General features: G+C 72.0%; 25 protein-coding genes. 12 read left to right on the top strand and 13 right to left on the bottom strand.

Translation table 11 applies throughout. The features are described from left to right. The first annotated feature begins 22 nt into the window (after positions 1–22). From OG574_RS40140 to OG574_RS40130, 3 genes are read left to right on the top strand one after another with little or no spacing between them, the layout of a single operon-like run. On the top strand, positions 23–583 hold the full coding sequence (locus OG574_RS40140) for a TetR/AcrR family transcriptional regulator (protein ID WP_326777184.1): 561 nt from the start codon (positions 23–25) through the stop codon (positions 581–583). 19 nt (positions 584–602) lie between these two features. Continuing rightward, a complete protein-coding gene (locus OG574_RS40135; RefSeq protein ID WP_326777183.1) occupies positions 603–1187 on the top strand; it encodes a DUF4865 family protein in 585 nt (194 codons plus the stop codon). After that, entirely contained in the window at positions 1184–2104 is a 921-nt protein-coding gene (locus OG574_RS40130) for a phosphotriesterase family protein (protein ID WP_326777182.1), read from the top strand. Before OG574_RS40135 ends, OG574_RS40130 begins: the two co-directional genes overlap by 4 nt. A gap of 9 nt (positions 2105–2113) precedes the next feature. Here OG574_RS40130 and OG574_RS40125 read toward each other — a convergent pair whose 3' ends face one another. From OG574_RS40125 to OG574_RS40110, 4 genes are all read right to left on the bottom strand, one after another. Further along, positions 2114–2704, bottom strand: coding sequence for a DUF1097 domain-containing protein (locus OG574_RS40125; RefSeq protein ID WP_326777181.1), 591 nt, complete (start codon positions 2702–2704; stop codon positions 2114–2116). An 88-nt stretch (positions 2705–2792) separates the two neighbouring features. Continuing rightward, a complete protein-coding gene (locus OG574_RS40120; RefSeq protein WP_326777180.1) occupies positions 2793–4043 on the bottom strand; it encodes an amidohydrolase family protein in 1251 nt (416 codons plus the stop codon). A gap of 100 nt (positions 4044–4143) precedes the next feature. After that, on the bottom strand, positions 4144–5211 hold the full coding sequence (locus tag OG574_RS40115; protein WP_326777179.1) for an acetamidase/formamidase family protein: 1068 nt from the start codon (positions 5209–5211) through the stop codon (positions 4144–4146). Then, a complete protein-coding gene (locus tag OG574_RS40110; protein WP_326777178.1) occupies positions 5208–6239 on the bottom strand; it encodes a carbamate kinase in 1032 nt (343 codons plus the stop codon). The genes OG574_RS40115 and OG574_RS40110 overlap by 4 nt, the downstream gene beginning before the upstream one ends. 171 nt (positions 6240–6410) lie before the next feature. On the opposite strand from OG574_RS40110, the gene OG574_RS40105 reads away from it, so the two are divergent. From OG574_RS40105 to OG574_RS40090, 4 genes are all read left to right on the top strand, one after another. Beyond that, positions 6411–8027 carry a PucR family transcriptional regulator gene (locus OG574_RS40105; RefSeq protein WP_326777177.1) on the top strand — a complete coding sequence of 539 codons (1617 nt, stop codon included), beginning with the start codon at positions 6411–6413 and terminating at the stop codon, positions 8025–8027. A 133-nt stretch (positions 8028–8160) separates the two neighbouring features. Beyond that, on the top strand, positions 8161–9738 hold the full coding sequence (gene fdrA / locus OG574_RS40100; RefSeq protein ID WP_326777176.1) for an acyl-CoA synthetase FdrA: 1578 nt from the start codon (positions 8161–8163) through the stop codon (positions 9736–9738). Further along, on the top strand, positions 9735–11183 hold the full coding sequence (locus OG574_RS40095) for a DUF1116 domain-containing protein (protein ID WP_326777175.1): 1449 nt from the start codon (positions 9735–9737) through the stop codon (positions 11181–11183). The genes fdrA and OG574_RS40095 overlap by 4 nt, the downstream gene beginning before the upstream one ends. Next, positions 11180–12172 carry a DUF2877 domain-containing protein gene (locus OG574_RS40090; protein WP_326777174.1) on the top strand — a complete coding sequence of 331 codons (993 nt, stop codon included), beginning with the start codon at positions 11180–11182 and terminating at the stop codon, positions 12170–12172. The genes OG574_RS40095 and OG574_RS40090 overlap by 4 nt, the downstream gene beginning before the upstream one ends. Here OG574_RS40090 and OG574_RS40085 read toward each other — a convergent pair. Then, positions 12162–13331: an RNA-guided endonuclease InsQ/TnpB family protein gene (locus tag OG574_RS40085; RefSeq protein WP_326777173.1), complete on the bottom strand. Its 1170-nt coding sequence runs from the start codon at positions 13329–13331 to the stop codon at positions 12162–12164. The two genes, OG574_RS40090 and OG574_RS40085, sit on opposite strands and share 11 nt — an antisense overlap. A 24-nt stretch (positions 13332–13355) precedes the next feature. On the opposite strand from OG574_RS40085, the gene tnpA reads away from it, so the two are divergent. Beyond that, positions 13356–13769 carry an IS200/IS605 family transposase gene (gene tnpA, locus OG574_RS40080; RefSeq protein ID WP_326777172.1) on the top strand — a complete coding sequence of 138 codons (414 nt, stop codon included), beginning with the start codon at positions 13356–13358 and terminating at the stop codon, positions 13767–13769. Here the strand turns inward: tnpA and OG574_RS40075 are convergent. From OG574_RS40075 to OG574_RS40055, 5 genes are all read right to left on the bottom strand, one after another. Continuing rightward, positions 13747–14250, bottom strand: a complete 504-nt coding sequence (locus OG574_RS40075; protein ID WP_326777171.1) for a levansucrase — start codon at positions 14248–14250, stop codon at positions 13747–13749. The genes tnpA and OG574_RS40075 overlap by 23 nt on opposite strands. A 63-nt stretch (positions 14251–14313) precedes the next feature. Further along, positions 14314–15576 (bottom strand): ROK family protein, encoded by a 1263-nt coding sequence (locus OG574_RS40070; protein WP_100598530.1) that lies wholly within the window; start codon positions 15574–15576, stop codon positions 14314–14316. A 69-nt stretch (positions 15577–15645) separates the two neighbouring features. Beyond that, on the bottom strand, positions 15646–16371 hold the full coding sequence (locus tag OG574_RS40065) for an alpha-ketoglutarate-dependent dioxygenase AlkB family protein (RefSeq protein ID WP_326777170.1): 726 nt from the start codon (positions 16369–16371) through the stop codon (positions 15646–15648). Between the two features lie 59 nt (positions 16372–16430). Then, complete coding sequence (locus OG574_RS40060; protein ID WP_116500414.1) at positions 16431–17282, bottom strand: class II fructose-bisphosphate aldolase; 852 nt, start codon at positions 17280–17282, stop codon at positions 16431–16433. Between the two features lie 39 nt (positions 17283–17321). After that, on the bottom strand, positions 17322–18206 hold the full coding sequence (locus OG574_RS40055) for an SIS domain-containing protein (RefSeq protein WP_326777169.1): 885 nt from the start codon (positions 18204–18206) through the stop codon (positions 17322–17324). 179 nt (positions 18207–18385) lie between these two features. Here OG574_RS40055 and OG574_RS40050 point away from each other — a divergent pair, with 179 nt between their 5' ends. The 3 genes from OG574_RS40050 to OG574_RS40040 all read left to right on the top strand — a co-directional run bounded on the left by OG574_RS40050 (position 18386) and on the right by OG574_RS40040 (position 21339). Next, complete coding sequence (locus OG574_RS40050) at positions 18386–19165, top strand: DeoR/GlpR family DNA-binding transcription regulator (RefSeq protein WP_100598526.1); 780 nt, start codon at positions 18386–18388, stop codon at positions 19163–19165. Between the two features lie 153 nt (positions 19166–19318). Beyond that, positions 19319–20536 (top strand): MFS transporter, encoded by a 1218-nt coding sequence (locus OG574_RS40045; protein ID WP_326777168.1) that lies wholly within the window; start codon positions 19319–19321, stop codon positions 20534–20536. A 65-nt stretch (positions 20537–20601) separates the two neighbouring features. Next, positions 20602–21339, top strand: a complete 738-nt coding sequence (locus OG574_RS40040; protein ID WP_326777167.1) for a maleylpyruvate isomerase family mycothiol-dependent enzyme — start codon at positions 20602–20604, stop codon at positions 21337–21339. 25 nt (positions 21340–21364) lie between these two features. On the opposite strand, the gene OG574_RS40035 is transcribed toward OG574_RS40040, so the two are convergent. Then, complete coding sequence (locus OG574_RS40035; RefSeq protein ID WP_326777166.1) at positions 21365–21769, bottom strand: MarR family winged helix-turn-helix transcriptional regulator; 405 nt, start codon at positions 21767–21769, stop codon at positions 21365–21367. Positions 21770–21856: 87 nt separating this feature from the next. Between OG574_RS40035 and OG574_RS40030 the strand changes: the two genes are divergently transcribed. Next, positions 21857–23395 carry an MFS transporter gene (locus OG574_RS40030; protein ID WP_326777165.1) on the top strand — a complete coding sequence of 513 codons (1539 nt, stop codon included), beginning with the start codon at positions 21857–21859 and terminating at the stop codon, positions 23393–23395. A 95-nt stretch (positions 23396–23490) separates the two neighbouring features. Here OG574_RS40030 and OG574_RS40025 read toward each other — a convergent pair whose 3' ends face one another. Next, on the bottom strand, positions 23491–24156 hold the full coding sequence (locus OG574_RS40025) for a response regulator transcription factor (RefSeq protein WP_326777164.1): 666 nt from the start codon (positions 24154–24156) through the stop codon (positions 23491–23493). Beyond that, a complete protein-coding gene (locus OG574_RS40020; protein WP_326777163.1) occupies positions 24153–25445 on the bottom strand; it encodes a sensor histidine kinase in 1293 nt (430 codons plus the stop codon). Before OG574_RS40020 ends, OG574_RS40025 begins: the two co-directional genes overlap by 4 nt.

Below are 25445 nucleotides of genomic sequence, written 5' to 3'. Positions count from 1 at the left end.
TACTAGTATGTACAGTTGCTTCATGGGCACTTCGGAGCGGTTGATCGAGTCCACTCGTGAGCTCCTGTGGGAGCGGGGGTACGTGGGCACGAGCCCCAAGGCGATCCAGCAGCGCGCCGACGCCGGGCAGGGCAGCATGTACCACCACTTCGGGGGGAAGCAGGACCTCGCGCTCGCCGCGATCGAGCGGACGGCACAGGAGATGCGGGCCACGGCCGCGAAGTCGTTCGGCGGCGCCGGCTCCGCGTACGCCCGTATCGAGGCGTATCTGCGGCGCGAGCGCGATGTGCTGCGCGGCTGCCCGATCGGCCGGCTCACGATGGACCCGGATGTGATCGCGAGCGACGCGCTGCGCGCTCCGGTCGACGAGACGATCGACTGGCTGCGGGAGCAGCTCGCCGGGATCGTCGAAGAGGGCAAGGAACAGGGCGAGTTCGCGCCTTCGCTGGATGCCGAGGAGATCGCGGCGACAATCGTCGCGACGGTCCAGGGCGGCTATGTGCTGGCCCGCGCGTCCGGCTCGCCCGCCGCTTTCGACGCGGGGGTGCGCGGACTGCTCTCGCTGCTCGTACCCGCCACCTGAGCAGAGGAGTGACACGACCGTGCACGCGATGCAGTACGAGATCACGCTGCCCGCCGACTACGACATGGCCATCATCCGCAAGCGGGTGGAGACCAGGGGGCATCTCCTGGACGACTTCCCCGGACTCGGGCTCAAGGCCTATCTGATGCGGGAGCGCGGCGTCGCCGGGTCACCCGTGAACCAGTACGCGCCGTGCTACCTGTGGAACACCCCTCAGGGCATGAACTCGTTCCTGTGGGGGCCCGGTTTCCAGGGCATCGTGGACGACTTCGGCCGGCCCGAGGTGCAGCACTGGGCCGGACTCGCCTACGAGGAGGGGGCTGCCTCGCACGCCACCCCGAGGAGCGCGGTGCGCCGCCGGACACCCCTCACCGGGCAGGCGCCGCTCGCCGAAGCGACGGACGCCGCCGTGCGCGACGCGGCCCGCATCGCCGGGCAGGACGGGGCGGTGTGCGCGGCAGTCGCCGTCGACCCGCGCCACTGGGACCTGCTCACCTTCTCCCTCTGGGACCACGCGTCGCCGGACACACCGGGCGACCTCTACGAGGTGCTGCACCTGAGCGCCCCCGAGCACGACCGGCTTCCCCGGGGGAGGCAGTGGTGACCGCGACCGTACGGACCGTGCTCGGGGACGTGGCGCCGGAGGAACTAGGTGTGTGCGACGCGCACGACCACCTCTTCTTCCGCAGCCCGCTGCTCCCCGGCCAGGAACTCGACGACGCGGCAGCCGCCGAGGCGGAACTGCGCGCCTACCGGGAGGCGGGCGGCTGCGCGGTCGTCCAGTGGACGCCGCACGGTCTGGGGCGCCGGGCCGAGCTGCTGCCCGAGCTGTCGACCACGACGGGTGTACGCATCGTGGCCGCGACGGGACTTCATCAAGCCGCCCACTACACACCGGAGTTGCTCGACCGGCAGCGCCCCGTCCTCGCCGACGTGTTCGTGCGGGAACTCACAGAGGGGATCGGCGACAGCGGTGTGCGTGCCGGGCTCATCAAGGTCGCGGGCGGCTTCCACGCCCTCGACGTGCACGCGGTGTGGACGATGCGGGCCGCAGCCGAGGCCCATCACGCGACGGGCGCGCCGATCGCCGTCCACCACGAGTTGGGTACGGGCGTACTGGACGTACTCGACCTTCTGTGCGGGGAGTTGGGGGTGGCGCCGGAGCGGGTCGTGCTCGGGCATCTCAACCGCTCCCCCGACTTCGCCGTGCACCGCCAGGCCGCCGAGTCCGGCGCGTATCTCGCCTTCGACGGGCCGTCGCGCGCCAACCACTCGACGGACTGGCGGATGCCGGACGCGATGGCGGCGCTCGCCGACGCGGGGTTCGGCGAGCGGCTCCTGCTCGGCGGCGACACGACGACCGCCGGGGCGCGTTCGGTGAGCGGCGGGCCCGGGATGCCGTACCTCCTGCGCCGCGTCCGCCCACGGCTCGAACTGGCCCTGGGCAAGGAGTTGGTGGACCGGATCCTCGTCGACAACCCGGGCAGGGCGTTCGCGGTGGAGCGGCTGCCCGGGCAGTGACGGACGGCCTCACTCGGCCGGTGCGGTTTCCGCCGGCGGTGTGCGGCCGTCGTGGTGCACAGGGCCCGCGGAGGCCACGACCGACGTCGGCACCGGCGAGAGGATCGGGTACATGAGCCGGTTGGACAGATAGGCGAAGACCGGCCCGAGCGCGTTCATCGCGACCACGCAGACCCAAGCCGCCCAGATGTTGCCCGGCTTGTACCCGAAGCCACCGAAGAACGTGGCGAAGTAGCTGGCGAAGCCGAGGAACATGCCGGGAATCAGCGAGAACGCCTTGATGCGGCCCGTGTGCATCAGGACGGTGTTGACGACCATGATCACCAGGGCCAGCACCGTGTTCCGGGCGAACTGGCTGTCGCCGAACGCCGTGCCCACGTGCTGGTCGATCAGCACGATGATCAGGGCGAAGGCGGAGCCGGCGGGCATCGTGCACCACAGCCTGCGTGCGTTCGCCCAGCTCGGCCCTCCGAGTGCGAAGACGGCCGCCCACGAGATGAAGATCGCCCAGGGCGGGAGATGGAGCGCGGTCCCTCCGATGAACGCCGTGAGACCGGCGAGTACGGAGGCAACGATTTCGTGAGAGAGGCGTTCGCGCATGGGGATTCCTCTGCTGGAGTCGGATGGCAGAGCGCGGGGGCGTGTGGGGGGCGGGTGCGGGTGCGAAAGGAGGGAGGGGAGCGGAGGCTCAGTGGACGAGGAGTTCGCTGGTCCTGGTCGTGCGGGCCACCGCCTTTCCCGCCTTGATGACATGGGCGCGTTCGGGCCGGTCCAGGACGATGTCGTCGTAGACCTGCGTGTCGAGGACCACCAGGTCGGCGCGGGCGCCGGGCCGTACGCCGTAGTCGTCGGCGACCCCGACGACGCGGGCCGCGTCGTGCGTCACCATGCGAAGGACCCGATGAAGGTCGAGGGGCCCGGACAGATGGCCGGTCTGCGCCAGCAGGAGTGCCGTGTCCAGGGGGTCCGCGCGCCCGAACGGGGTGAAGGCGTTGCGGATGTTGTTGGAGGAGCAGGCGGCGAGCACGCCGTGGTCCCACAGTTCCCGGACCGGGGCGATCCCCCGCCGGACCGACCGGGTGTCGCGTCGTCCCCCGAGGTGCAGGTCGGTCGCCGGGAGCGGCACGACGGCGACGCCCGCGTCGGCGAGTGCCGCCATCGCCCGCGCCCGGTCCGCCGGCTCCCGGCCGCCGAGCGAGGTCATATGGCCGAGCGTCACCCGGCCGCCCAGGCCCCGGCGCACGGTCTCACCGGCGATGAACTCGGCGAGCGCGTACCGGGGGTCGGACGCGTCGTCGGCGAAGTCGGCGTGCAGATCGGCCGGGACTCCGTGCTGTGCGGCGAGGTCGAGTACGAGCTCGACGTGGCGGTGGCAGTCGTCCAGGGTGGCCTCGTTGTACGTGCAGCCGCCCACCACGTCGGCGCCCGCCGCCAGCGCCGCGATCAGCAGCTTCTCGGTGCCGGGTGCGCGCAGGACGCCCTCCTGGGGGAACGCCACGATCTGGAGGTCCACCACATCCGCGTATTCCTGGCGGAGTTGGAGCAGGACCTCGACGCCGAGCAGCCCCGCGATCGGGTCGACGTCCGGATGGGCGCGGATCACCGTCGTGCCGTTGAGGACCGCCGCCTCGAGGACGCGCCGCGCACGAGCCAGTACGTCCTCGTGCGTGAACGCGCTCTTCAGTTCGCCGGTCACCGCGATCGCTCCGGCGAGGGTTCCGTCGGGGTTGCTTCGTACGCCGTCCAGGAGGGCCTTGTCGAGATGCAGATGCGGTTCGACGAAGCCGGGCAGGACGACCCGGCCCGCGCAGTCGATCACCTCGTCGGCGTCCTGGCCCGAGGCGTCACCGACGGCTCGCACCCGGCCGCCGTCGATCACCACGTCGCAGGGCGAACGGGCGTCCTCGACGCGTGCTTGACGCAGTATCAGTTGAGGCATACGGGCTCCCGGTGGATGGATGGGCGGGGGCGGATGCGGGGGGGGTGAATGGCATGCGCGGCAGGCGCGATCAGCCGCGATCGGACCGGAGGGAACTGGATCAGTCGGGGAAGTCCGCCTTGCGGATGAGGCAGTGCACTCCCTGGACCTGGTCGACGACCTGCGAGATCTCGAAGTCCGCCGCCGCGCTCAGGTAGGCGTACGCGGCCGGCCCGTCCATGCCGAAGCGGTCCGTGAGGAAGCGGACGGCGGCGCGGACCGCTTCCCGCATCGCCTCGTCGAGGTCCTCGTGCAGCCCCACGGGGATCCAGTGCCGGTCGGTCTCGCCGAAGGGATGCGTGAGGGCCGCGGCGGCCGCGCGGGCCCGTGCGCCCTTGAGCAGGGTGAGCCGGAATGTGGCGCGCAGCGGCGCCTCCAGGGCGGTGAGGGCGACTTCGCCGTTGCCCTGGGCGTAGTGCGGATCTCCGGTGTAGAAGCCCGCGCCGGCCGTCTGTACGGGCAGATATAGCGCGGAGTGCGTCGCGAGGTCCTTGATGTCGAGGTTGCCACCGTGCCGTCCTGGCGGCACGGAGTGCTCCGGCCCGTCCGTGTCGGTGGCCACGCCCATGATGCCCATGAAGGGCCGCAGCGGGAACCGGGCCGCCGCCCGGCCGTTGCCGTAGCGGATCACGCCGACGTCCCGGCCGCCCGCACGCTCCACCGCGCAGAAGGTGAACTCCGGCCCTGTGCGGGCGAATTCATCGGGCAGGGCACCACGGCCGTGCCGGCTGGAGATGACGCCGTAGTCGGCGCGCCGGTGCAGGGACAGCACTTCGGCCTTCAGGAGGTCGCCCGGCTCGGCGCCCCTGATGTGGACGGGCGCACTGACGACGTGAGGCCCGTCCCCCTCCGGGTCCCGTGGCGGCGGGGACTTGGCCAACAGGCGGGCGTCGGAGAGCACTTCGGTCGCGGCGATGCCGTACCGCCCGAAGAAGGCCGCAGGATCGCGCCCCTGGTCCTCCAGGATGCCCTCGTGCGAGACGGTGTCGAAGGTGACGCTGTCACCGGAGTCGATCGTGAGCGCCGGCGCGGTGGTCCGGCAGGGAAGCCGCCCCCAGCCGGCAGTCTCCGGTGTGGCCCGCAGATAGTGCGTGCCGTCGATCGGGCCCTGTCCCGCTTCGAGTATCACTGCGGCCTCCCTGCCGTGACGGTGCCGTTGAGGGGTTCTTCGGTGGTCCGCGCCGGTTCGCTGTCGAGCCGGGTGCCGCCGCGCCCGCCGAGGGCGGCGCCGAGCTGCTGTGGTGAGGTGATGAGCACCTGACGGCCGGGGGCACCGCGCAGGAAGTCGAGGGCGGCGCGGATCTTGGGGCCCATGCTGCCCGGCGGGAACTGGCCCTGCGCCAGGAGGCGTTCGGCCTCGTCGTGGGTGAGCCGGTCGAGGTAGCGCTGTGCGGGCCGGCCGTGGTCGACGGCGACGCGTTCCACTCCGGTGGTGATGACCAGCAGGTCCGCGCCGAGTTCCGCCGCGAGATGCGCCGAGGTCAGGTCCTTGTCGATGACGGCTTCGACGCCCCGGTAGCCGCCGTCGTCGGTCTCTACGAGGGGGATGCCGCCGCCACCGGCCGCGATCACCGTGAATCCGGCCGAGGACAGCGCCCGAACCGCCTCCGCCTCAAGGACCCGGCGCAGCCGGGGCGACGGGACCACGCGCCGCCAGCCCCGCTCGCCCTCCTCCGCCACGGTCCAGTTGTGAAGATCCGCCAACTCCCTTGCCCTGGCTGCCGGATAGAAGGCTCCGATGGGTTTGGTCGGGTGGCTGAACGCCTCGTCGTGCGCGTCCACCACGGTGTGGGTGATCAGGGCGGCGACCCGGTCGTCGGCGCGCCCGAGCGACCGGAGGCGGCCCGCGATCGCGGTCGCCAGGATGTATCCGAGGCCGCCCTGCGAGTCAGCCACGCACATGTCGAGGTCGACGGCGGGCAGTTCGGGTGCCAGGGCCGCTGCGAGGTCCGCGCGGCGCTTGATGAATCCGACCTGGGGGCCGTTGCCGTGGGTGACCACGACCCGCCACCCCGTGTCGGCCAGCGCCACTACGGGCGACGCGAGCCGGCGCGCGGCCTCGACCTGTTCGGCGACGGTGGCGTGGGCGCCACCGCGCAGCAGCGCGTTGCCGCCGATGGCGACCACCGCTGTCCTCGGCACGGCTCGGGGAGTCATGCGGGTCACCGTAAGAGAGGCGGGCCGAGCCGGTCATGGGCACCGGACGCCAGGATGAGCGGCCCGCCGTTGACACCCGCTGACAAGGGGCGTCCCCAACCGTGGCGGGAAACATGGAAGTTACGCGCGGGGTATTACAGGTTACTCGCGGCTGTCGCATAGTGACTGTGCATGACAGGCATCGGTATCGGCACCGCCCCGACCGTCCCCCACGGCCTCTCTCCCGGGCTGACCGTGAGCGAGGCGCTGGCCCTGCCCTGCCTCAGCGGCGCACGACTCGTCGCCGGGGCGAGCGGCCGCGGCCGCCGTATCCGCGTCGTCAACATCATGGAAGTCCCCGACATCGTGCGCTGGATGCGCGGCGGTGAACTGCTGCTGACCACCGCCTACGCCGTCCGTGACGACGCACAGGCGCTGAGCGACCTGGTCCCCGTACTCGCCGAGCGCGGTCTCGCCGCCCTGGCCGTGAAGGTGGGCCCCTATCTGCCCGCGTTGCCGCCGGCGATGCTGGCGGTGGCGGACGAACTCGGCTTCCCCGTCGTGGAGTTGCCGGGTGCCGTCATGTTCAACGACATCCTGTCCGAGGTGCTGGGCACCGTACTGAACCGTCAGGCCCTGGAGTTGGAGCGTTCGCGGGCCATCCATGAACGGCTCACGGCGGTGGCCCTCGACGGAGGCTCCTACCAGGAGCTCATGAACGTACTGCTCGAACTGTCCGGCTGCGCGGCCGCCGTGCTCGACGAGCACGGGTGGATCCTGGCCTCCGCGGGCTCCCCGCCTCCCGACCGTCCGCCCGCCGCCGAGCGCGCCATCGAGACGGGCACGGGCGCGAGCGGCGCCGTGGCCCTGTGGCGGGACGACGCGGAGGCCGAGGACCACGGGGCCGGAGCGGCCCCTGCTTCCACTCATGAGCTCGACACTCATCAGCGAATGGCGCTGGAGCACGCCACGACCGTCGCCGCCACCATCGCCGCCCAGGAACGCGCCCTGGCCAGCCGCCAGCAGCGCTACCGCACGCTGCTCCTGATGGAGCTGGTCTCCCGGCCGCCGCGCGACCGCGCCGAGACCGCGCGCCGGGCCGCGGCCATGGGCTGGAATCTGCGGCTGCCCCGCGCGGTCGTGCTCGTCGAGGTCGCCTCCACCGGCACCGGCAGTCCCACCGACACCGAACTCGCTTTGGAGGAACGGCTGTTGCCGCTCGTACGGTCGGCGGCCGGGGCCGGCGCGATCATCTGGGGCAGCCAGAGCGGACTCGTCCTGCTGATGGAACCGGGGCCGTCACTCGCCGGCCGATGCCAGGCCCTGCATGCGGCCGTCACCGCCGCGCACCCCGGCTGGGACGTGGCTGTCGCCGCCGGGACCGTCCGGGACGACTTCACCGACTACCACCACAGCTACGAGGAAGCGGCGCAGACCCTGACGCTCGGCCGCGAACTGCACGGCCCCGACTTCGTTCGCGGCTACGCGGACCTGGGGGTGTACCGGCTCCTCGGACAGCTTCCCGCAGCGGAGCTCACGGCCCTCGTCGACGACGCGCTCGGCCCGCTGCTCACCCATGACGCCGAGCACGAGGGCAGCCTCGTCGAGACCCTCGGCGTCTATCTCCTCGAGGACCGAAACGGTGTGGCCACCGCCGCGCGGCTGCACATCCACTACAACACCCTGCGCTATCGACTGCGCCAGATCGACCGCCTCACCGGCGGTCTCGAACGCCGGCCGACGGCCCGGCTCCAGACCGAACTGGCCGTCCACGCCCACCGGTTGCTCTCCTCGCGCGACCGGCACTGAGCAAGCCCTCCTCACGGCTGACGCCGACCCCCGCAAAGGCGGGTCACTGTCACCCGTTGCCGGTAAATCCCCGGCCGGTTCTGGCACTTCGAGCCATGCCGCAAGGGGCGGGCCGCTGCCTAGAGTCGGAACCATGGTGCTACGAAACGCCGTGCACAAGGATCTCTACGCCGACTCCGTCGCCCTCATGAGGGTCGCCGCCCGCCTGGCCGAACCGCCGGGCGTCGAAACCATCAGCCTCGTGATGGGAACACCCGCCAACCGCGACGTCCTCGCGCGGTCGGGGCTGCTGACCACCCCGGGCCACGACGCCGGACCCAACGACCTGCTCGTCGCCGTCCGCGGCGAACCCGACGCGGTGGACACCGCCCTCGCCCTGGCGGTCGATGCCCTGTCCGGTCCCGGTGAGGGACCGGGCGCAGGACCGGAGGCCGGTGCCGACGCCGGGCCCCCGGTGCGCTCGCTCGCCGGCGCTCCCGCCGACGCAAGTCTCGCGCTGATCTCCACCCCCGGACCGTACGCGGCCGCCGAAGCCCTCAAGGCGCTGCGCCTGGGCATGCACGCCTTCGTCTTCAGCGATCACGTGCCGATCGAGCAGGAGGTGCTCCTGAAGCGGGAGGCCGCCCGCCGCGGGCTGCTCGTCATGGGGCCGGACTGCGGAACCGCAGTCATCAGCGGCATCCCCCTCGGCTTCGCCAACGAAGTGCGGGCGGGCCGCGTCGGCCTGGTCGGAGCCTCCGGTACGGGACTGCAGCAGGTGTCGAGCCTCCTGCACTCCATGGGCGCCGGGGTCAGCCATGTGATCGGCACGGGCAGCCGCGACGTGAGCGCGGAAGTGGGCGGGCTGACGATGCGGGCCGGGCTCGACGCCCTGGCCGCGGACCCCGCGACGGACGTCATCGTCCTCGTGTCCAAACCACCTGCCTCACACGTGGCCGACCAACTGCTGGGTCACGCGGGCGCGTTGGGGAAACCTGTGGTGGCCTGCTTCCTCGGCACGGACGAGGCCTCCCCGGCTCCGGCCCGAGTCACGCTCGCTCCCACCCTCTTCGAGGCGGCACGGTCCGCAGCCTCCCTTGCTGCCGGCGGGGCGCTCCCGCCCGGCGAAGAGCTGCCCAAGCTGCCCGCCCCCGCTCCGCCTCGCCGCCTGCTGCGGGCCCTGTACGCGGGCGGCACGTTCGCCCACGAGGCGGCCTGGCTCCTCGGCCCGGTGCTCGGTGGCCTCACCCGCTCCGCTCCCCCGCCCGCGCCGGGCGCAGCCCCGCGCCTCCCGGACCGGCATCTCGTACTCGACCTGGGCGACGACGAGTTCACCACCGGGCGCCCCCACCCGATGATCGACCCCACGGTCCGCACCGAGTATCTGCGGGCAGCCCTCGCGGACCCACGGAGCGCCGCGGTCGTCCTCGACGTGGTCATCGGACACGGCGCCGCACCGGATCCGGCGGCGGCTCTCGCCGGAGCGCTGGCCGAGGCTCCTGCCGACGCACCACCGGTGATCGCGTTCGTCGTGGGCACCGATGACGACCCGCAGGGACTCACCGCACAGCGGCGGATTCTGCGCGACGCGGGCGCGTATGTCGTCGACAGCAGTACGACCGCTGCGCGGGTGTGCGCCGACCTCCTGGCCGGCAGTGACGACTTGGCCCTCGCCCCAGCTGCGTCTGCCCCAGCCCCCGCCCCCGCCTCCCGGATCGGAGAGACCGCATGACCGCACAGACCGTGCCCGCACGAGCCGTGCCCGCGCAGGGCCTCCTGACCGGCGTCCCGCACGTCGTGAACGTCGGCGTCGACGCGTTCGCCGGGCCGCCGCGGGCCGCGGGCGCGACGGTGACCGCGGTCGACTGGCGCCCCCCGGCCTACGGTGATCCGGAACTCGGCGCCGGGCTCGCCCGCCTGGTCGCGCACCCGGCCGTCGAGGCCGCCAACTCCGAAGCACTCGAACGGATCCTGGGCGTCGTGCCGATATGGACCGACGTCCGCCCCGCCGGAGCACTGATCCCTGAACTGGCGCAGGAGAGACTCCTGTTGCACGCCGGACCGCCGATCGAGTGGGAGCGCATGTGCGGCCCGATGCGGGCCGCCGTCGTCGGCGCCGCACTCCTGGAGGGCTGGGCGGCGACGCCGCCGGAAGCGGAAGCGCTCGCCGACGCGGGAGCCATCCGCTTCGCCCCCTGTCATCACCACGATGCAGTCGGCCCGATGGCGGGAGTCATCTCCGCGTCCATGCCCCTGCTCGTCGTGGAGGACGAGGCCACGGGGCTTCGGGCGTACTCCAACCTGAATGAGGGACAGGGCCGTTGCCTGCGCTACGGCGCACTCGGCGACGACGTCATGGAGCGGCTGCGCTGGATGGGTGAGCGCCTCGGCCCCGCTCTGCGCGCTGCGATCGGCTCGCTCGCCGAGCCGGTGAACCTGCGGTCGGTCACGGCGCAGGCCCTTCAGATGGGCGACGAGTGCCACAGCCGCAACACCGCGGCGAGCGCCCTGCTCACCCGCGAACTCTCCGCCGTGCTCGCCCGGCATGCGGACCTGGGCGGGATCGAGGCGCTGGACTTCCTGCGTGACAACAACTATTGGTTCCTCAACTTCTCGATGGCCGCAAGCAAGTTGGCGCTCATGGCCGGGCACGGTGTGCCGCACTCCACGGTCGTCACAGCCTTCGCGCGTAACGGTGTCGACGTCGGCATCCGCGTCAGCGGCCTCGGCGACACCTGGTTCATCGCACCCGCCGCCCCCGTGGACGGCCTCTACTTCGCCGGTTACGGACCCGCCGACGCCAATCCCGACATCGGTGACAGCGCCATCACCGAGATGCACGGCCTGGGCGGGTTCGCGCTGGCCGCCGCCCCGGCGATCGTCGGCTTCGTGGGCGGCACGCCCGAAGGGGCCCGCCGCATCAGCCAGGAGATGGGGACACTCACCGTCGGCCGGCACCGCGACTACCGGCTCCCCGGCCTCGACTTCGTCGGCAGCCCCGTCGGCGTCGACATCCGCAAGGTCGTCGACACGGGCCTCGAACCGGTGATCACCACGGGCATCGCCCACCGCGAGCCGGGCATCGGCCAGATCGGTGCCGGCCTCACCCACGCCCCGATGCGCTGCTTCACGGACGCGCTGAACGCCTTCGAGGTGCCTCCGGAGCCCGCGGAGTGACGGGTACGCCGGCCGGCGGGGGTTCTGTACGGGCCGGGGTGACCCGCCCTGAGCACGTACACCTCGGCACCGTCAGTCACGTACACCTCGGCACCATCAGCACGGCCGTCGCCCCGCTGCTGCACGGTCCGTTCCGGCCGGCCCGCGTCGTCGCCGCCACCCGCTACGCGGTCCATCTCGCCACCGGCGACCGGGAGTTGCCCGCGCTCGCCGTGGTGACCAGGGACGCGATCCGCCTGCCGAACGCGCTCGTCCTGCCCTTCTCGTCGGCGGACCGGCCGTTGGACCTGAACGCACCATGGGCCGGCGTCGGGGCAGGCCGCGTAGTCATCGGGCCCGTTCGCTTCGAGCCGGAGGCGTCCTGGACACCGCCCCGTGTCCAGGACGCCTCCTCCCCACCGGACCCGGCGCGCATCCGACAGCTGACGGTGCTGCTCGACGCCCTGTCCCAACCCCTGCCGCCCCCGCTGGCGCCCCGCCTGACGGACCTGCGCCACGCCCTGCACACCGATAAGTCGAGCGAAGTCCTGCGGGCCGCCCGCACACTGGTCGGCCTCGGCCCCGGACTCACCCCGTCCGGTGACGACATCCTCTGCGGCGCACTGCTGGCGAGCCGAGCGTGGGGAGGCCCTCTCGCGCCGCTCTCGGAGGCGGTCGCGGACGCAACCCTGCGCACACCGCTGCTCTCGGCGGCACTCCTGCGGCACGCGGTGCGCGGCGAATGCGTGCCACAGGCCCACGCGTTCCTGCGGTCGCTGCGCGGGGACGGTGCCCTGGAACCCGCTCTACGCGAACTGCTCGCCGTCGGACACCATTCGGGAGGCGATCTGGCGCGTGGGGTGCTCGCGGTGGGCCTGAGCAGAGCGTGCGCGGCGACCGGTGACCGTGACGACTACCCGGTCAACTACCCGAGGCTGAAGCCCGGGCTTGCTGCTCGGGTCATCACTGGCGATGATGAGGCCCGGCTGCATCCAGCGCTCACGCGATGAGGGTGAGCGCAGGGGCCTGTGACTCAGCCCCGCGAACCCACGTCCACCAGCCGCGTGCGGCGATGTTGTGGGACGAGTTCAGATCCGCGTGCTCAACGAAGCCGCAGACCTGGCACGCGAACCGGGCCTGCGAGGGCCGGTTGCGTCTGTCGGTGTGATGACACTGGGAGCATTCCTGGCTGGTGTACGCCGGATCGACGTGCACCAGCGGGACCCCGGCTCTTTTCGCCTTGTAGGCGATGAAGGCGCCGAGCTGATGGAAGGACCAGGAGTGCAGCGTGACGCGTTGGGGCTTCCTGAGCCGTGCCCGCTCGCGAATACCGCCCAGGTCTTCCAGGGCGATCCCGCGGCCGGTGCGTTGAGCCTCTGCCACGATGTGCTTGCTGATCTTGTGGTTGATGTCCCGGGCCCGCCGTGCTTCCTTGCCCGCGTGTTTCTTCGCCCGCCGCTTCGCGGACTTCGTGCCCTTCGTCTGTAGTTTGGCCCGCAGTGTGCGGTCCGCCTCGCGGCGCCGGTTCAGACGGCGTCCGCTGTGGCGGGTGCCGGTGGAGGTAGTCGCGATGTTCACGATCCCCAGGTCCACCCCGACGAAGGACGCCGGGTGCGCGTCCAGTTCGGCCTCTGCAACCTCACACGTGGCGATCAGATACCACTGCCCGTCTCGGTACAGCAGGTCACTCTCGCCCTTGCGGTACGCCTCAAGGACGGCGAGTTGCTCCGGTGAGCCGGTGAAGGCGATGTGCTTCATCCGGCCCGTGACGGTCCAGATCGACACCGTCCGCTCGCCCATCTGCCACGACAGACAGCGGTCATCGAAGGGCTGGGCCGCGACCTCACGGAAGACGACCGGCTTCCCGGTGGCCCTCGCATGCCGCTGGGAGCCGGGCCTGCCGAGGTTTCCGGCCATCAGGTTCGCCGTCAGGGTGCTGTACGCGTCGGCGACCTTGCGCAGCACATGCAGCGCAGGCTGCGCCGACAGCCCGCGAGCCCTCACCTCGCAATAGGCCATCGCCTGCAGTCCGGCCCGGGAGAACACCCTGCGCTCGAACGCCTGAGTCGACAGCCAGGTCGCCGCCTCGTTACAGACATGCAGGGTTGCCTCAAGCGCCAATGCTTGTACGGGCGTTGGCAGCATCTTCACCCGCACCACCAGCTTCATGCCGACCATGCTACTGCTTGACCTGTGTCACTACGATGGGAACCAAAGCCGAATATCCGCAGGGGTCGTAGCGTCATCTACACCCTGCACGCCCATTTGGTCCTCGTCCCCAAGTACCGGCGTGCGGCCTTCACCGACGAGATCCTCACCCGCTGCGAAGAGATCATGACCGAGGTGTGCGGCGACTTCCGGGCCGAGCTGACCGAGTCCAACAGCGAGGCGGACCATGTCCACCTGCTCGTGCACTATCCCCCGCAGATCGCTCTGTCCCGGATGGTCGGCTCCCTCAAGGGCGTCTCCGCCCGCCTGCTGCGCAAGGAGTACCCGGAGCACATCCACCGCCACCTGTGGGGCGAACACTTCTGGTCACCGTCATACTTCGCCGCCTCCACCGGGGGCGCCCCACTACAGGTGGTCAAGGAGTACATCGAGAATTGAAGTAGCCCTTGTCGATGAGGTGGGAGGCGTAGACGCGGCCGAGGGCCGGCTTGCCGCGGTAGAAGCCGACGTAGCGCTGTGCGCTGTCCACGACGACGGGGCGCGCGAAGCAGGCGAAGCGGTTGCGCTGCTGCTGTTCGGCCCAGGCCATGGCGGCCGGGTCGACGCGCTCGCTGACGAGGACGGGGAAGGCGGCGACGCCGGTCTGCAGGCCGACCGGGAGGCCGCGGTCCTTGTTCTTCTTCGCGTACGTCAGGACCTGCGAGGTGAACGCGTCGACGCTCTGCGGGGTGATCTCGGGCACGGCGGCGGCGACGGTGAACAGGTGCAGGTTGGTGGCCATCCAGCGCATCCGGAAGTCGGCCCGCCGCCCCACGAGGACGGGCACGCCGAACCAGTCCTCCCAGCGCGTCGCGCAGCCGTCCGCCTGGAGGCGGCTCTCCACCGAGGCCAGGTAGTTTCGGGCCGATTCACCAGTCATGGCGGTGCTTGTGCACGGTCAAGCTCCTGCCGGACCAGTCGGGGTGCGACGGAGTTCCGTGCGTCAGGCCAGGCCCAGCGCCGAGAGCGGGTCGTCGAGGACCGGCTGCCACGCCAACTCGGCAGCTCCTACGAGGCTGTTGTGGTCGAGGGTGCACGCCAGGATGGGCACGCCGCCGCTGCGGCCCCACAGGCTGCGGTCCGCGACGACGGCCCGCAGGCGGTCCGGGTCCGCGTCGAGGAGCGCCCGGTGCAGGCCGCCCAGGATGATGCGGTCGGGGTTGAGGATGTTCACCAGGCCCGCGAGGCCGAGTCCGAGACGGTCGATCAGGGCCTCGGTGGCCATCCGCACCTTCGGGTCGTCGAGGCTGCCGGTGATCAGGTCGCGGGCCTGCTGGAGCAGGGAGCCGTCGGGGCCCGGTTCGCGGCCCGCCGCGTCGAGCAGGGCCAGCGGGTCGGTCTCCACGTCGAGGCAGCCGCGGCTGCCGCAGTAGCAGGGCCGGCCCTCGGGGTTCACGGTGAGGTGCCCGACCTCCAGGGCGAGGCCCGAACTGCCGGTGTGCAGACGGCCGTCGAGGACGAGCGCGCCGCCGACGCCGCGGTGGCCGGTGGCGACGCACAGCAGGTCGCGCGCTCCACGGCCCGCGCCGTGCCGGTGCTCGGCGAGGGCGGCGAGGTTGACGTCGTTCGCGGCGAACGCCGGCCGCCCGATGCCCGCCTCCCGTACGCGCTCGGCGAAGATCTCGCGGACGGGCGAGCCCGCGGGCCAGGCGAGGTGCAGCGGGTTGAGGGCCGTGCCGTCGGGCTCGGCCACGGCGGACGGCACGGCGAGGCCCGCGCCGACGCAGTGGCGCCCGCTCTCGCGCAGCAGTTGGGCGCCGGCCTCCACGACCGAGCCGAGGACCTGCGCCGGGTCCGGGTCGATGATCTCGCAGCCGGGCGTGGTCGCGACGATCCGGCCGCCGAGGCCCACCAGGGCGGCGCGGTAGCCGTCGGCGTGCACCTGCGCGGCGAGTGCCACGGGTCCGTCCTCGGCGACGGACAGCCGGTGCGAGGGTCGCCCCTGCGAGCCTGCGGCGGCGCTCGGCTTGGCGTCGATCCTGATCAGCCCGAGCGCTTCGAGCTCGGCGGCGACGGCGCCTGCCGTGGCCCGGGTCACGCCCAGTTCGGCGGTGAGGACGGCGCGGGTCGGCGCGCGGCCGGTGTGCACGAGTTCGAGCGCGGGCCCGAGCGCGCCACGGCCCCGCTCGAGACGTGGCGAACGCGCGGAACCCTCCGCCTCGCCCGCCGTCTGCCCCCCGGCCCCGGAGGCCGCCTTGCCACGCATCAGCAACTCCTCGCCCTGATCACCGTGTCGCATCGTAACCGGTGAACGTCGCAGCCCCTGCGGGTGAACTCACCCCTGTGGGGAGGGTGGGGAAGGCGCGGAGGGCGGTGCGTGGAGTCCGGTGACGCGCATCGTGAGATTCAGGCGGCCCCGGGAGAGCCCGTTGGCGGGGTCGCCGGTACCGGGGTACACCTTCGGCACCCCGTGGAAGGCGAGGCGCGACGGCCCTCCGAAGACCAGCAGGTCCCCGGAGACCAGCTCCACGTCCTCGTACGGTCTGCCGCGGTTCTCGGTGTTGCCCAGCCGGAAGACGCAGGTGTCGCCGATGCTGAGCGAGACGACGGGTTCCCGGGCGCGCTCGTCCTTGTCCTGGTGCATGCCCATGGTGGCGGCGCCGTCGTAGAAGTTGATGAGTGCCGTGTCGGGGTCGTAGCCGTCGCCGGCCGCGTCGTCCTCGTACGCGTCGACCAGCGCGCGTCTGCCCAACTCCTGTAGCCAGTCGGGGAAGTGGGCCACCTGGGCGCCGTTCACATCGGATGCCGTACGCGTGTAGCGGTAGGGCTGCCAGTGCCATCCGACGCACACGGTCTGGACGGACATCACGCCGCCGCCCGGCAGTCGCGTGTGGCGCATCGGCACGGGCCCGGCGGCCCAGCCGCGGCAGGCTTCGACGAGTGCCCGCTGGGCCTCGGCGTCGAGCCAGCCGGGCACGTGCACGGCGCCGGGGGTGATCTCCCGGCGCTCCCGGTGCACCGGGAAGAGCGGGGGCGCGTGCGGTTCGTGCTGGCCGGCCATGGACCCATTGTCCCCGGTACGAGGTACCTTCCGCGTACCGGGGCGGGAGCGGTGGACGGTCAGCGGCGCATCACCTCGACCAGCTCCGTCACGGTGCGGGCCATCGCTTCGCGGCCCACGCTCAGGTACTTGCGGGAGTCGACGGCGTCGGGATGTGCGGCAAGGAACTCCCGGATGGCCGCTGTCATCGCTATGTTCAAGGCCGTGCCGACGTTCACCTTGGCGATGCCGCCCCGGACGGCCTGCGAGAGTTCGTCGTCACCGACACCGGAGGAGCCGTGCAGGACCAGCGGTACGTCGAGGCCCTCCGAGAGCTGCTTGAGGAGGTCGTGGTCGAGCGTCGCGGTGCGGGTGGTCATGGCGTGCGAGGAGCCGATCGCGACGGCGAGGGCGTCGACGCCCGAGTCCGTCACGTAGGCGCGGGCCTCCCCGGGGTCGGTACGGGCACCCGGCGCGTGGGCGTCGAGCGGCGCGGAGCCGTCCTTGCCGCCGACCTCCCCCAGTTCGGCCTCGACCCAGAGCCCGTTGGCATGGCCCCAGTCGGCGGCAGCGCGGGTGGCCGCGAGGTTCTCGTCGTAGGGGAGCCGGGCCGCGTCGTACATCACCGAGCTGAACCCGGCGTCCGCGGCCTGGCGGAGCAGCTCGTCGCTCTGGACGTGGTCGAGGTGGAGCGCCACGGGCACCGAGGACGCCTCGGCGGTGGCGGCCGCGGCCCTCGCGAGGGGCAGCAGGCGCCCGTAGCGGTAACGCACGGCGTTCTCGCTGACCTGGAGGATCACCGGCGCGTTCGCCGCCTCGGCGCCCGCCACGACGGCCTCGATGTGCTCCAGGGTGATGACGTTGAACGCGGCCACCGCGGTACGCGCCGCGGTGGCCTCGGCGACGAGCGCGCCGGTTGCTGCGAGGGGCACAGCCCCTCCTTTCGGAAGGCTCGGAAGCTCGGTCGACGGTCAGCCGGCGGTGAGGATCACCGAGCGGGTGAGGTGGCGCGGCTGGTCGGGGTCGAGGCCGCGGGCGGCCGCGACGGCGACGGCGAGGCGCTGCGCGCGCACGAGTTCGGCGAGCGGGTCGAGGCTCCCCTCGACCCAGAGCGCGCCGGTGCCGGTCACCTGCTCGGCGAGCCCTTCGGGCGCCGTGCCGATCATCCAGGTGGCGGTGCCCGCGGTGGTGACGCTGATGGGGCCGTGGCGGTACTCCATCGCGGGGTACGCCTCGGTCCACGACAGGGACGCCTCGCGCATCTTCAGAGCGGCCTCGTTCGCGAGGCCGACGGTCCAGCCGCGCCCCAGGAAGGTGAACTGGCCGCACTCCACGAGGCCTTCGGGCAGCGGCGTCTCGAGCGCGGTGCGCGCGTCGGCGACGGCCTGCTCGGTGTGCAGGCCGAGGTGGGCGCGCAGGAGCGTGAGCGCCGTCGTCGCGAAGCGGGTCTGGACGACGGACTGCTCGTCGGCGAAGTCCAGGACGATCACGTCGTCGGCGGCGGAGACGATCGGTGTGTTCGGGTCGCCGATGACGGCGGTCGTCCGGATGCGGCCCTTGACCGCGGCGAGCAGCTCGACGACCTCGGTCGTCGTGCCGGACCGGGACAGCGCGATGAGGCGGTCGTACTGGCGCCCGGCCGGGAACTCCGAGGCCGCGAACGCGTCGGTCTCGCCCTGCCCGGACTGCTCGCGCAGCGCGGCGAAGGCCTGCGCCATGAACCACGAGGTGCCGCAGCCCACGATCGCGACGCGCTCCCCCGGCGCGGGCAGCTTGGCGGCCTCGCCCGCGGCCAGGCCCGCCGCGCGCGTCCAGCACTCCGGCTGGCTGTTCAGCTCGTTCTCGACATGGCTCATGCCGTGCCCACTCCCTGATGTGTCGTGTCCGTGGACCGGTCGAACGCGTCGCATGCGTCGCGCTCGAACCGCCCCGCCGAGCGTATGCTCGTTCCTGCAAGAATTCGATACCTTTCGAGCATAACCAAGCATCAGGTAGTGCGCTAGGGTCACCGGAGAACGACGATTGGAGGCCGCGGATGTCCCGCGACGCCCGCTGGAAGTCCCTGCTGGAACTGCTCGTGGAGCGGGGGCGCCTGGATGTCGAGGAGGCGGCGGCCGATCTGGGGGTGTCCGCGGCCACGATCCGGCGCGACTTCGACCAGCTCGCCGAGCAGCAGATGCTCGTACGCACCCGGGGCGGCGCCGTCGTCCACGGCGTCTCCTACGAGCTGCCGCTGCGCTACAAGACGGCGCGCAACGCCTCCGAGAAGGAACGAATCGCCAAGGCGGTCGCCGAGCTGATCACGCCGGGCGAGGCGGTCGGCCTGACCGGCGGCACGACGACGACCGAGGTGGCGCGCGCACTCGCGGTCCGCCCCGATCTCGCCTCCGGCTCCCCGGCCCTCACGATCGTCACCAATGCGCTGAACATCGCCAACGAGCTCGCGGTGCGGCCCCAGTTCAAGATCGTGGTGACGGGCGGGGTCGCCCGGCCGCAGTCGTACGAGCTCATCGGCCCGCTCGCGGACGGCGTGCTGAGCCAGATCACCATCGACACGGCCGTGCTCGGTGTCGTCGGTTTCGACGTCGCGCACGGCGCCGCGGCGCACGACGAGGCGGAAGCGGCCATCAACCGGCTGCTGTGCGAGCGGGCGGAGCGCGTGATCGTCGCGGCGGACTCCAGCAAGCTGGGCCAGCGCGCGTTCGCCCGGATCTGCTCGACGGAGCGGATCGGCACCCTGGTCACGGACAGCGCCGTGGACGCGGCGACGGTGGAGCGCTTCGAGGAGGCGGGGGTCAAGGTCCTCGCGGTGTGACACCCCGAGCCACGCCTACGGATTTCATGGCTGCGGCCCCGCCCGGACGGGCGGGGCCGCAGCCATTTCCCTGCGCCCGGTCAGGCGGATGTCGTGGCCGTCACGCCTCGAACCGTCTTGTCCCCGGCCGGGGTGGCGCCCTACCCTGACTTTGTGCCGACACTAAACAAACTCCGGGCCGTCAAGGACGACAGCCCGCGGACCGCGCCCCTCACCCGCCTCCGTATCGCGCTCACGATCTTCTTCGCGCTCGACGGCTTCATCTTCGCGGGATGGGTCGTCCGCATCCCCGCAGTGAAGGAGCAGACCGGCGCCTCGGCGAGCACGCTCGGACTCGCGCTCCTCGGCGTCTCCGCGGGGGCCGTGATCACGATGATGCTCACAGGGCGCCTGTGCAGGCGCTTCGGCAGCCATCCGGTCACCGTGGTGAGCGCCGTACTCCTGGCGCTGAGCGTCGCGCTGCCGCCACTCACCCACTCGGCGCTCGTCCTCGGCCTGGTGCTGCTCGTGTTCGGAGCCGCCTACGGCGGGATCAACGTGGCGATGAACAGCGCCGCGGTCGACCTCGTAGCCGCCCTGCGCCGCCCCGTCATGCCGAGCTTCCACGCGGCGTTCAGCCTCGGCGGCATGCTCGGCGCGGGCCTCGGCGGCCTGGTCGCGGGCCACGTCTCCCCCACCCGGCACCTCCTCACCCTCACCGTCATCGGCCTGCTCGTCACGGCCGCCGTCGGCCCCACACTCCTGCGCCACGACGCCCCGACGGCCCCGGACGACAGCAGTCGTACACGAAGCGAGCCCGCGTCGGCGTCCGAGCGGCCCGCCGGACGCGTGCGCGGACTCGTCCTCGTCTTCGGCCTCATCGCCCTGTGCACCGCGTACGGCGAGGGCGCGCTCGCGGACTGGGGCGCGCTGCACCTGGAGGAGGACTTGCACGCCCATCCCGGCGTGGCCGCGGCAGGGTATTCCTGCTTCGCCCTGGCCATGACCATCGGCCGGATCAGCGGGACGTCGCTGCTCGAACGCCTGGGCAGGACCCGCACGCTGGTGTTCGGCGGCGCCACCGGCGCGGCCGGCATGCTGCTCGGCTCGCTCGCCCCCACCGTGTGGCTGGCGCTCCTCGGCTTCGCCGTCACAGGCCTGGGTCTCGCCAATATCTTTCCCGTGGCGGTCGAACGCGCCGGCGCCCTGGCCGGACCCACCGGCGTCGCCGCCGCGTCCACGCTCGGCTACGGCGGCATGCTCCTCGGACCGCCGATGATCGGCTTCATGGCGGACTGGTTCTCGCTCCCCGCCGCGCTGACCAGCGTGGCCGTACTGGCGGGCGTCGCCGCCCTGATCGGCTTCGCGACCCGGCGCGCGGCCGTCGCCTGACCCGCGCGCGACGAGCATCCCGCAAGGACGCATTCAAGCCAGGTCCCATCGGGCAGACTCCCGCCATGGAGACTGCGGAGCACATCGAGACGCTCGACGAGGAGGGCCGCCTCCTCGCCGGCGCCGCCGAGACGGCGGGGACCGACGCCAAGGTGCCGACCTGCCCGGGCTGGGCCGTACGGGACCTGCTGCGGCACGTGGGCATGGTGCATCGCTGGGCCACGGCGTTCGTCGCCGAGGGGCGCACGTCGTACCACCCCGACGACGGTCTGCCGGATCTGGACGGCGCGGAGCTCATCGCCTGGTTCCGTGAGGGCCACGGCCGGCTCGTCGGGACGCTGGCCGGTGCCCGGCCCGACGTCGAGTGCTGGACTTTCCTGCCCGCGCCGTCGCCGCTCGCGTTCTGGGCGCGGCGGCAGGCGCACGAGACGACCGTCCACCGGGTGGACGCGGAGTCCGCGCTGGCCGGGACGCCCGGCGTGATCCCCGCGGAGTTCGCCGTCGACGGCATCGAGGAGCTGCTGCTCGGCTTCCACGCGCGCGGCAGGAGCAAAGTGCGGTCGGACACCCCGCGCCTGTTGCGCGTGCGGGCCACCGACGCCGACCGGGCATGGACCGTACGGGTCTCGCAGGAGCCGCCGGCCACCGAGCGGGACGGGGCGGGCGAGGCCGACTGCGAGCTGTCGGGTCCCGCGGCGCGGCTCTATCTGTCGCTGTGGAACCGGCTGCCGTTCCCGAGCCTCACCGGCGACGCCTCACTGGCCGCGCTGTGGCGGGAGCGGTCGGGGATCACCTGGAGCTGACGACCCACCGGGCCATCTGCGGAAATCAGCCCTTCGGGCCGTCCGCGAGCATCCGCCCCAGTACCGCGCGCTGCAACGGTCGCACCTCGGTGTGCAGGTCGCGGCCCTTCTGCGTCAGGCAGACCCGTACGCCGCGGCGGTCCTCGGGGCACATCCCGCGCGTCAGGAGGCCGTCCTTCTCCAGGCGGCCGATCAGGCGTGACAGGGCGCTCTGGCTGAGATGGACCTGCGCAGCGATCTCCTGCACGCGGAAGGAGGAACTGCCGTCCTCCGCCGTACCGGCGGCCAGGACGTCGAGCACCTCGAAGTCGCTGGCGCCCAGGCCGTGCTGATGCAGCTCGCGATCGAGCTCGCACATGGTGCGCGCATGCACCGCAAGGATGTCCCGCCACTGATCCACGAGGCCGGGCTCGGCCTTTTTCGCCGCCATAACCGCACCGTAGCAGAAAAGACAGGCATTGTTGCATCGGAATTAAATGCACTTGCAGTCAATGCATATGCATGTAGTGTGCTCCGCATGACCTCTCCGCTCACCAACACCCCTGCGTCCCAGGAGCGTTGGTCCCCCCGTCTGTGGGGCACACTGCTTGTCCTCTGCGCCGCGATGTTCCTCGACGCGCTCGATGTGTCGATGGTCGGAGTCGCCCTGCCGTCCATCGGCTCGGAGCTCGACCTGTCCACGTCGACCCTGCAATGGATCGTCAGCGGCTACATCCTCGGCTACGGCGGCCTGCTGCTGCTCGGCGGCCGAGCGGCCGACCTGCTCGGCCGGCGCCGGGTGTTCCTGATCGCCCTCGGCGTCTTCGCCCTCGCGTCCCTGCTCGGCGGACTCGTCGACTCCGGGCCGCTCCTGATCGCCAGCCGCTTCATCAAGGGCCTCAGCGCCGCGTTCACCGCGCCGGCCGGCCTGTCCATCATCACCACGACGTTCGCCGAGGGCCCGCTGCGCAACCGCGCGCTCTCCATCTACACGACCTGCGCCGCGACCGGCTTCTCCATGGGCCTCGTCCTGTCCGGCCTGCTCACCGAGGCCAGCTGGCGCCTGACCATGCTGCTGCCCGCGCCGATCGCCGTGATCGCGCTGCTCATCGGCATCAAGCTCATCCCGCACAGCGAACGCGAGAAGAACCACCGCGGCTACGACATCCCCGGCGCCATCACCGGCACCGCGTCGATGCTGCTCCTCGTGTTCACCGTCGTCCAGGCACCGGAAGCGGGCTGGGCCTCGGCCCGGACCCTGCTGTCCTTCCTGGCCGTCGCCGTCCTGCTCGCGGTCTTCGTCTCCATCGAGCGCCGCTCCCCGGGCCCGCTGATCCGTCTCGGAGTGCTGCGCTCCGGCTCACAGATCAGGGCGCAGCTGGGCGCGATGGCGTTCTTCGGCTCGTACGTCGGCTTCCAGTTCCTCGTCACCCTGTACATGCAGTCCCTGCTCGGCTGGTCCGCGCTGCACACCGCGCTCGCGTTCCTGCCGGCGGGCGCCCTCGTGGCGCTCTCCTCGACGAAGGTCGGCGCCGTCGTCGACCGGTTCGGCACGCCGCGCCTGATCGCGCTGGGCTTCACCTGCATGGTGATCGGCTACGCGCTGTTCCTGCGCATCAACCTCGACCCGGTCTACGCGTCCGTCATCCTGCCGACGATGCTCCTGATCGGCGCGGCCTGCGCCCTGGTGTTCCCCTCGCTCAACATCCAGGCCACGAACGGCGTCCACGACGACGAACAGGGCATGGTCTCGGGCCTGCTCAACACCTCGGTGCAGGTCGGCGGCGCCATCTTCCTCGCCGTCGTGACGGCCGTCGTCACCGCGAACTCGGGCGAGGGCTCGTCCCCGCAAGCCGTCCTCGACAGCTTCCGGCCCGGTCTCGTCGTCGTCACCGCGATCGCCCTTGCGGGCCTGCTGATCACCCTCACCGGCCTGCGGACCCGTCGTCCGCAGGACACGATCCTGATCGCGAAGTCGGTACAGGAGCAGGGGCCGGTGCAGGAGTCGATGAAGGAGTCCATGAAGGAGGAGGCTGACGCCGCCGCGCGTACGGAGCGCGTCGCGGTCCGCGACTGACCCACAGACTCTCGACCCCCATCACACATGGGTTGCGCCCGGCCGGCAGTCCCCTGCCCGCCGGGTGCACCCGCGTTTCGGCGGCGCGTGTCCGCTCAGCCGAGCCAGCCGGGCCGCACGAGGCCCGACTCGTAGGCGAGCACGACCAGTTGGGCCCGGTCACGCGCGCCGAGCTTCACCATCGTGCGGCTCACATGTGTCTTCGCGGTGAGCGGGCTGACGACGAGACGGCGGGCGATCTCCTCGTTCGACAGGCCGATGCCGACCAGAGCCATCACCTCACGCTCGCGCTCGGTGAGCTGCCCGAGCGACTCGGCGGCCGCAGGCTCCTTGGAGCGTGCCGCGAACTCGGCGATCAGACGGCGGGTCACCCCCGGCGAGAGCAGCGCGTCCCCGTGCACCACCGCCCTTACGGCACGCAGCAGTTCCTCGGGTTCGGTGTCCTTGACGAGGAACCCGGACGCACCGGCGCGGATCGCCTCGAAGACGTACTCGTCCAGTTCGAAGGTGGTCAGCATGACGACCTTCACACCTTCCAGCGCGGCGTCGTCGCTGATGCGGCGGGTCGCGGCGAGCCCGTCGAGGACCGGCATGCGGATGTCCATCAGGACGACGTCGGGCCGCAGTTCTCGTACGAGCCGCACCGCCTCGTCGCCGTCGGATGCCTCCCCCGCGACCTCGATGTCGCTCTGCGCGTCGAGCAGCGCCCGGAATCCGGCGCGGACGAGCGACTGGTCGTCGGCGAGCAGTACGCGGATCAACAGTTCTCCTCCGTCGGCGTGAACGGCAGTTCGGCGAGCACCCGGAAACCGCCGTCGGGCCGCGGTCCCGCCTCGATCGTGCCACCGAGTGCGGCGGCCCGCTCACGCATCCCCGCAAGCCCGTTCCCGCTGCCACCTGCCGCCTCATGGCTCGCCGGCCCGTCGTCGTCGATGCGCAGGGACAGCGCGGTCCCCGAGTACCGCACCTCCACGCGCGCGTTGCGCGACTCCGAGTGCCGTACGACGTTGGTGAGCGCCTCCTGCACGATGCGGAATGCGGCGAGGTCTGCGCCGGGCGGCAGCGCGGCGCGGGATCCTTCCGTGTCGATGTCGACGGTGAGGCCCGCGCTCGCCGCCTGCTCCACGAGTTCCGGGAGCCGGTCGAGACCCGGGGCGGGGGCGCGCGGCGCGTCACCCGGGGTCCGGAGGGTGTCGAGGACCTGGCGGACCTCGCCCAGCGCCTCCTTGCTCGCGGACTTGATGGTGGTGAGGGCGGTACGGGCCTGCTCGGGGTCGGAGTCGAGCAGCGCCAGACCCACGCCCGCCTGGACGTTGATGACCGAGATGGAGTGCGCGAGCACGTCGTGCAGCTCGCGTGCGATCCGCAGGCGCTCCTCGTCGGCGCGCCGCTCTGCGGCCTTCTCGCGCTCGGCGCGCTCCTTCGCCCACTGCTCGCGGCGCGTTTTGACCAGCTCGGAGAAGGCCACGATCGCCAGGACCCACGCGGCGATGAAACCCTCCTGCCCCCAGGACGCGGCATCGTCCCCCGACGGCGGCAGATACGCGTACAGCCAGTGCGCCACGAGGACATGCCCCACCCAGAACATGCCGACCGCCGCCCACGCGGCTCTGCGGTGCCCCGCGACGATCGCCGCGTAGCAGCCCACGGCCACGGTGATGAAGACCGGCCCGTACGCGTAGCCCGCGCCGAGATAGACCGTCGCGCACGCCGCCGTACCGAAGGCCACGAGGACCGGATAGCGCTGACGCCACAACAGGAGAACGCCACTCGCGATCAGCAGCACGCGGGCGAACACGTCGAGGCCGGCGCGATCGGTCTGGGCGTGCGCCGCGAAGGTCGAGCCGACGAGGACGAACGCGGTGATCAGGACGGTGGACCGCCAGGGCCAGCGCGGCCCCTGGCCCGAGGCACCCCACCAGGGCGGCACGTAGTGGCCTCGCCGGGCGGCACCGGTCGCCGTCCAGGGCGGCCCGTAGCGCCTGAGGTGCGGCGGACCCGCCCAGGCCCGGGGCGGGCCGCCGGCCCCGCGTACGTGCTGCTCATCCAT

This window comes from Streptomyces sp. NBC_01445, assembly GCF_035918235.1.
Classification (GTDB): domain Bacteria; phylum Actinomycetota; class Actinomycetes; order Streptomycetales; family Streptomycetaceae; genus Streptomyces.
Note: the sequence above shows the minus strand (reverse complement) of the source record. Positions and strands in the feature narration are given on the sequence as shown.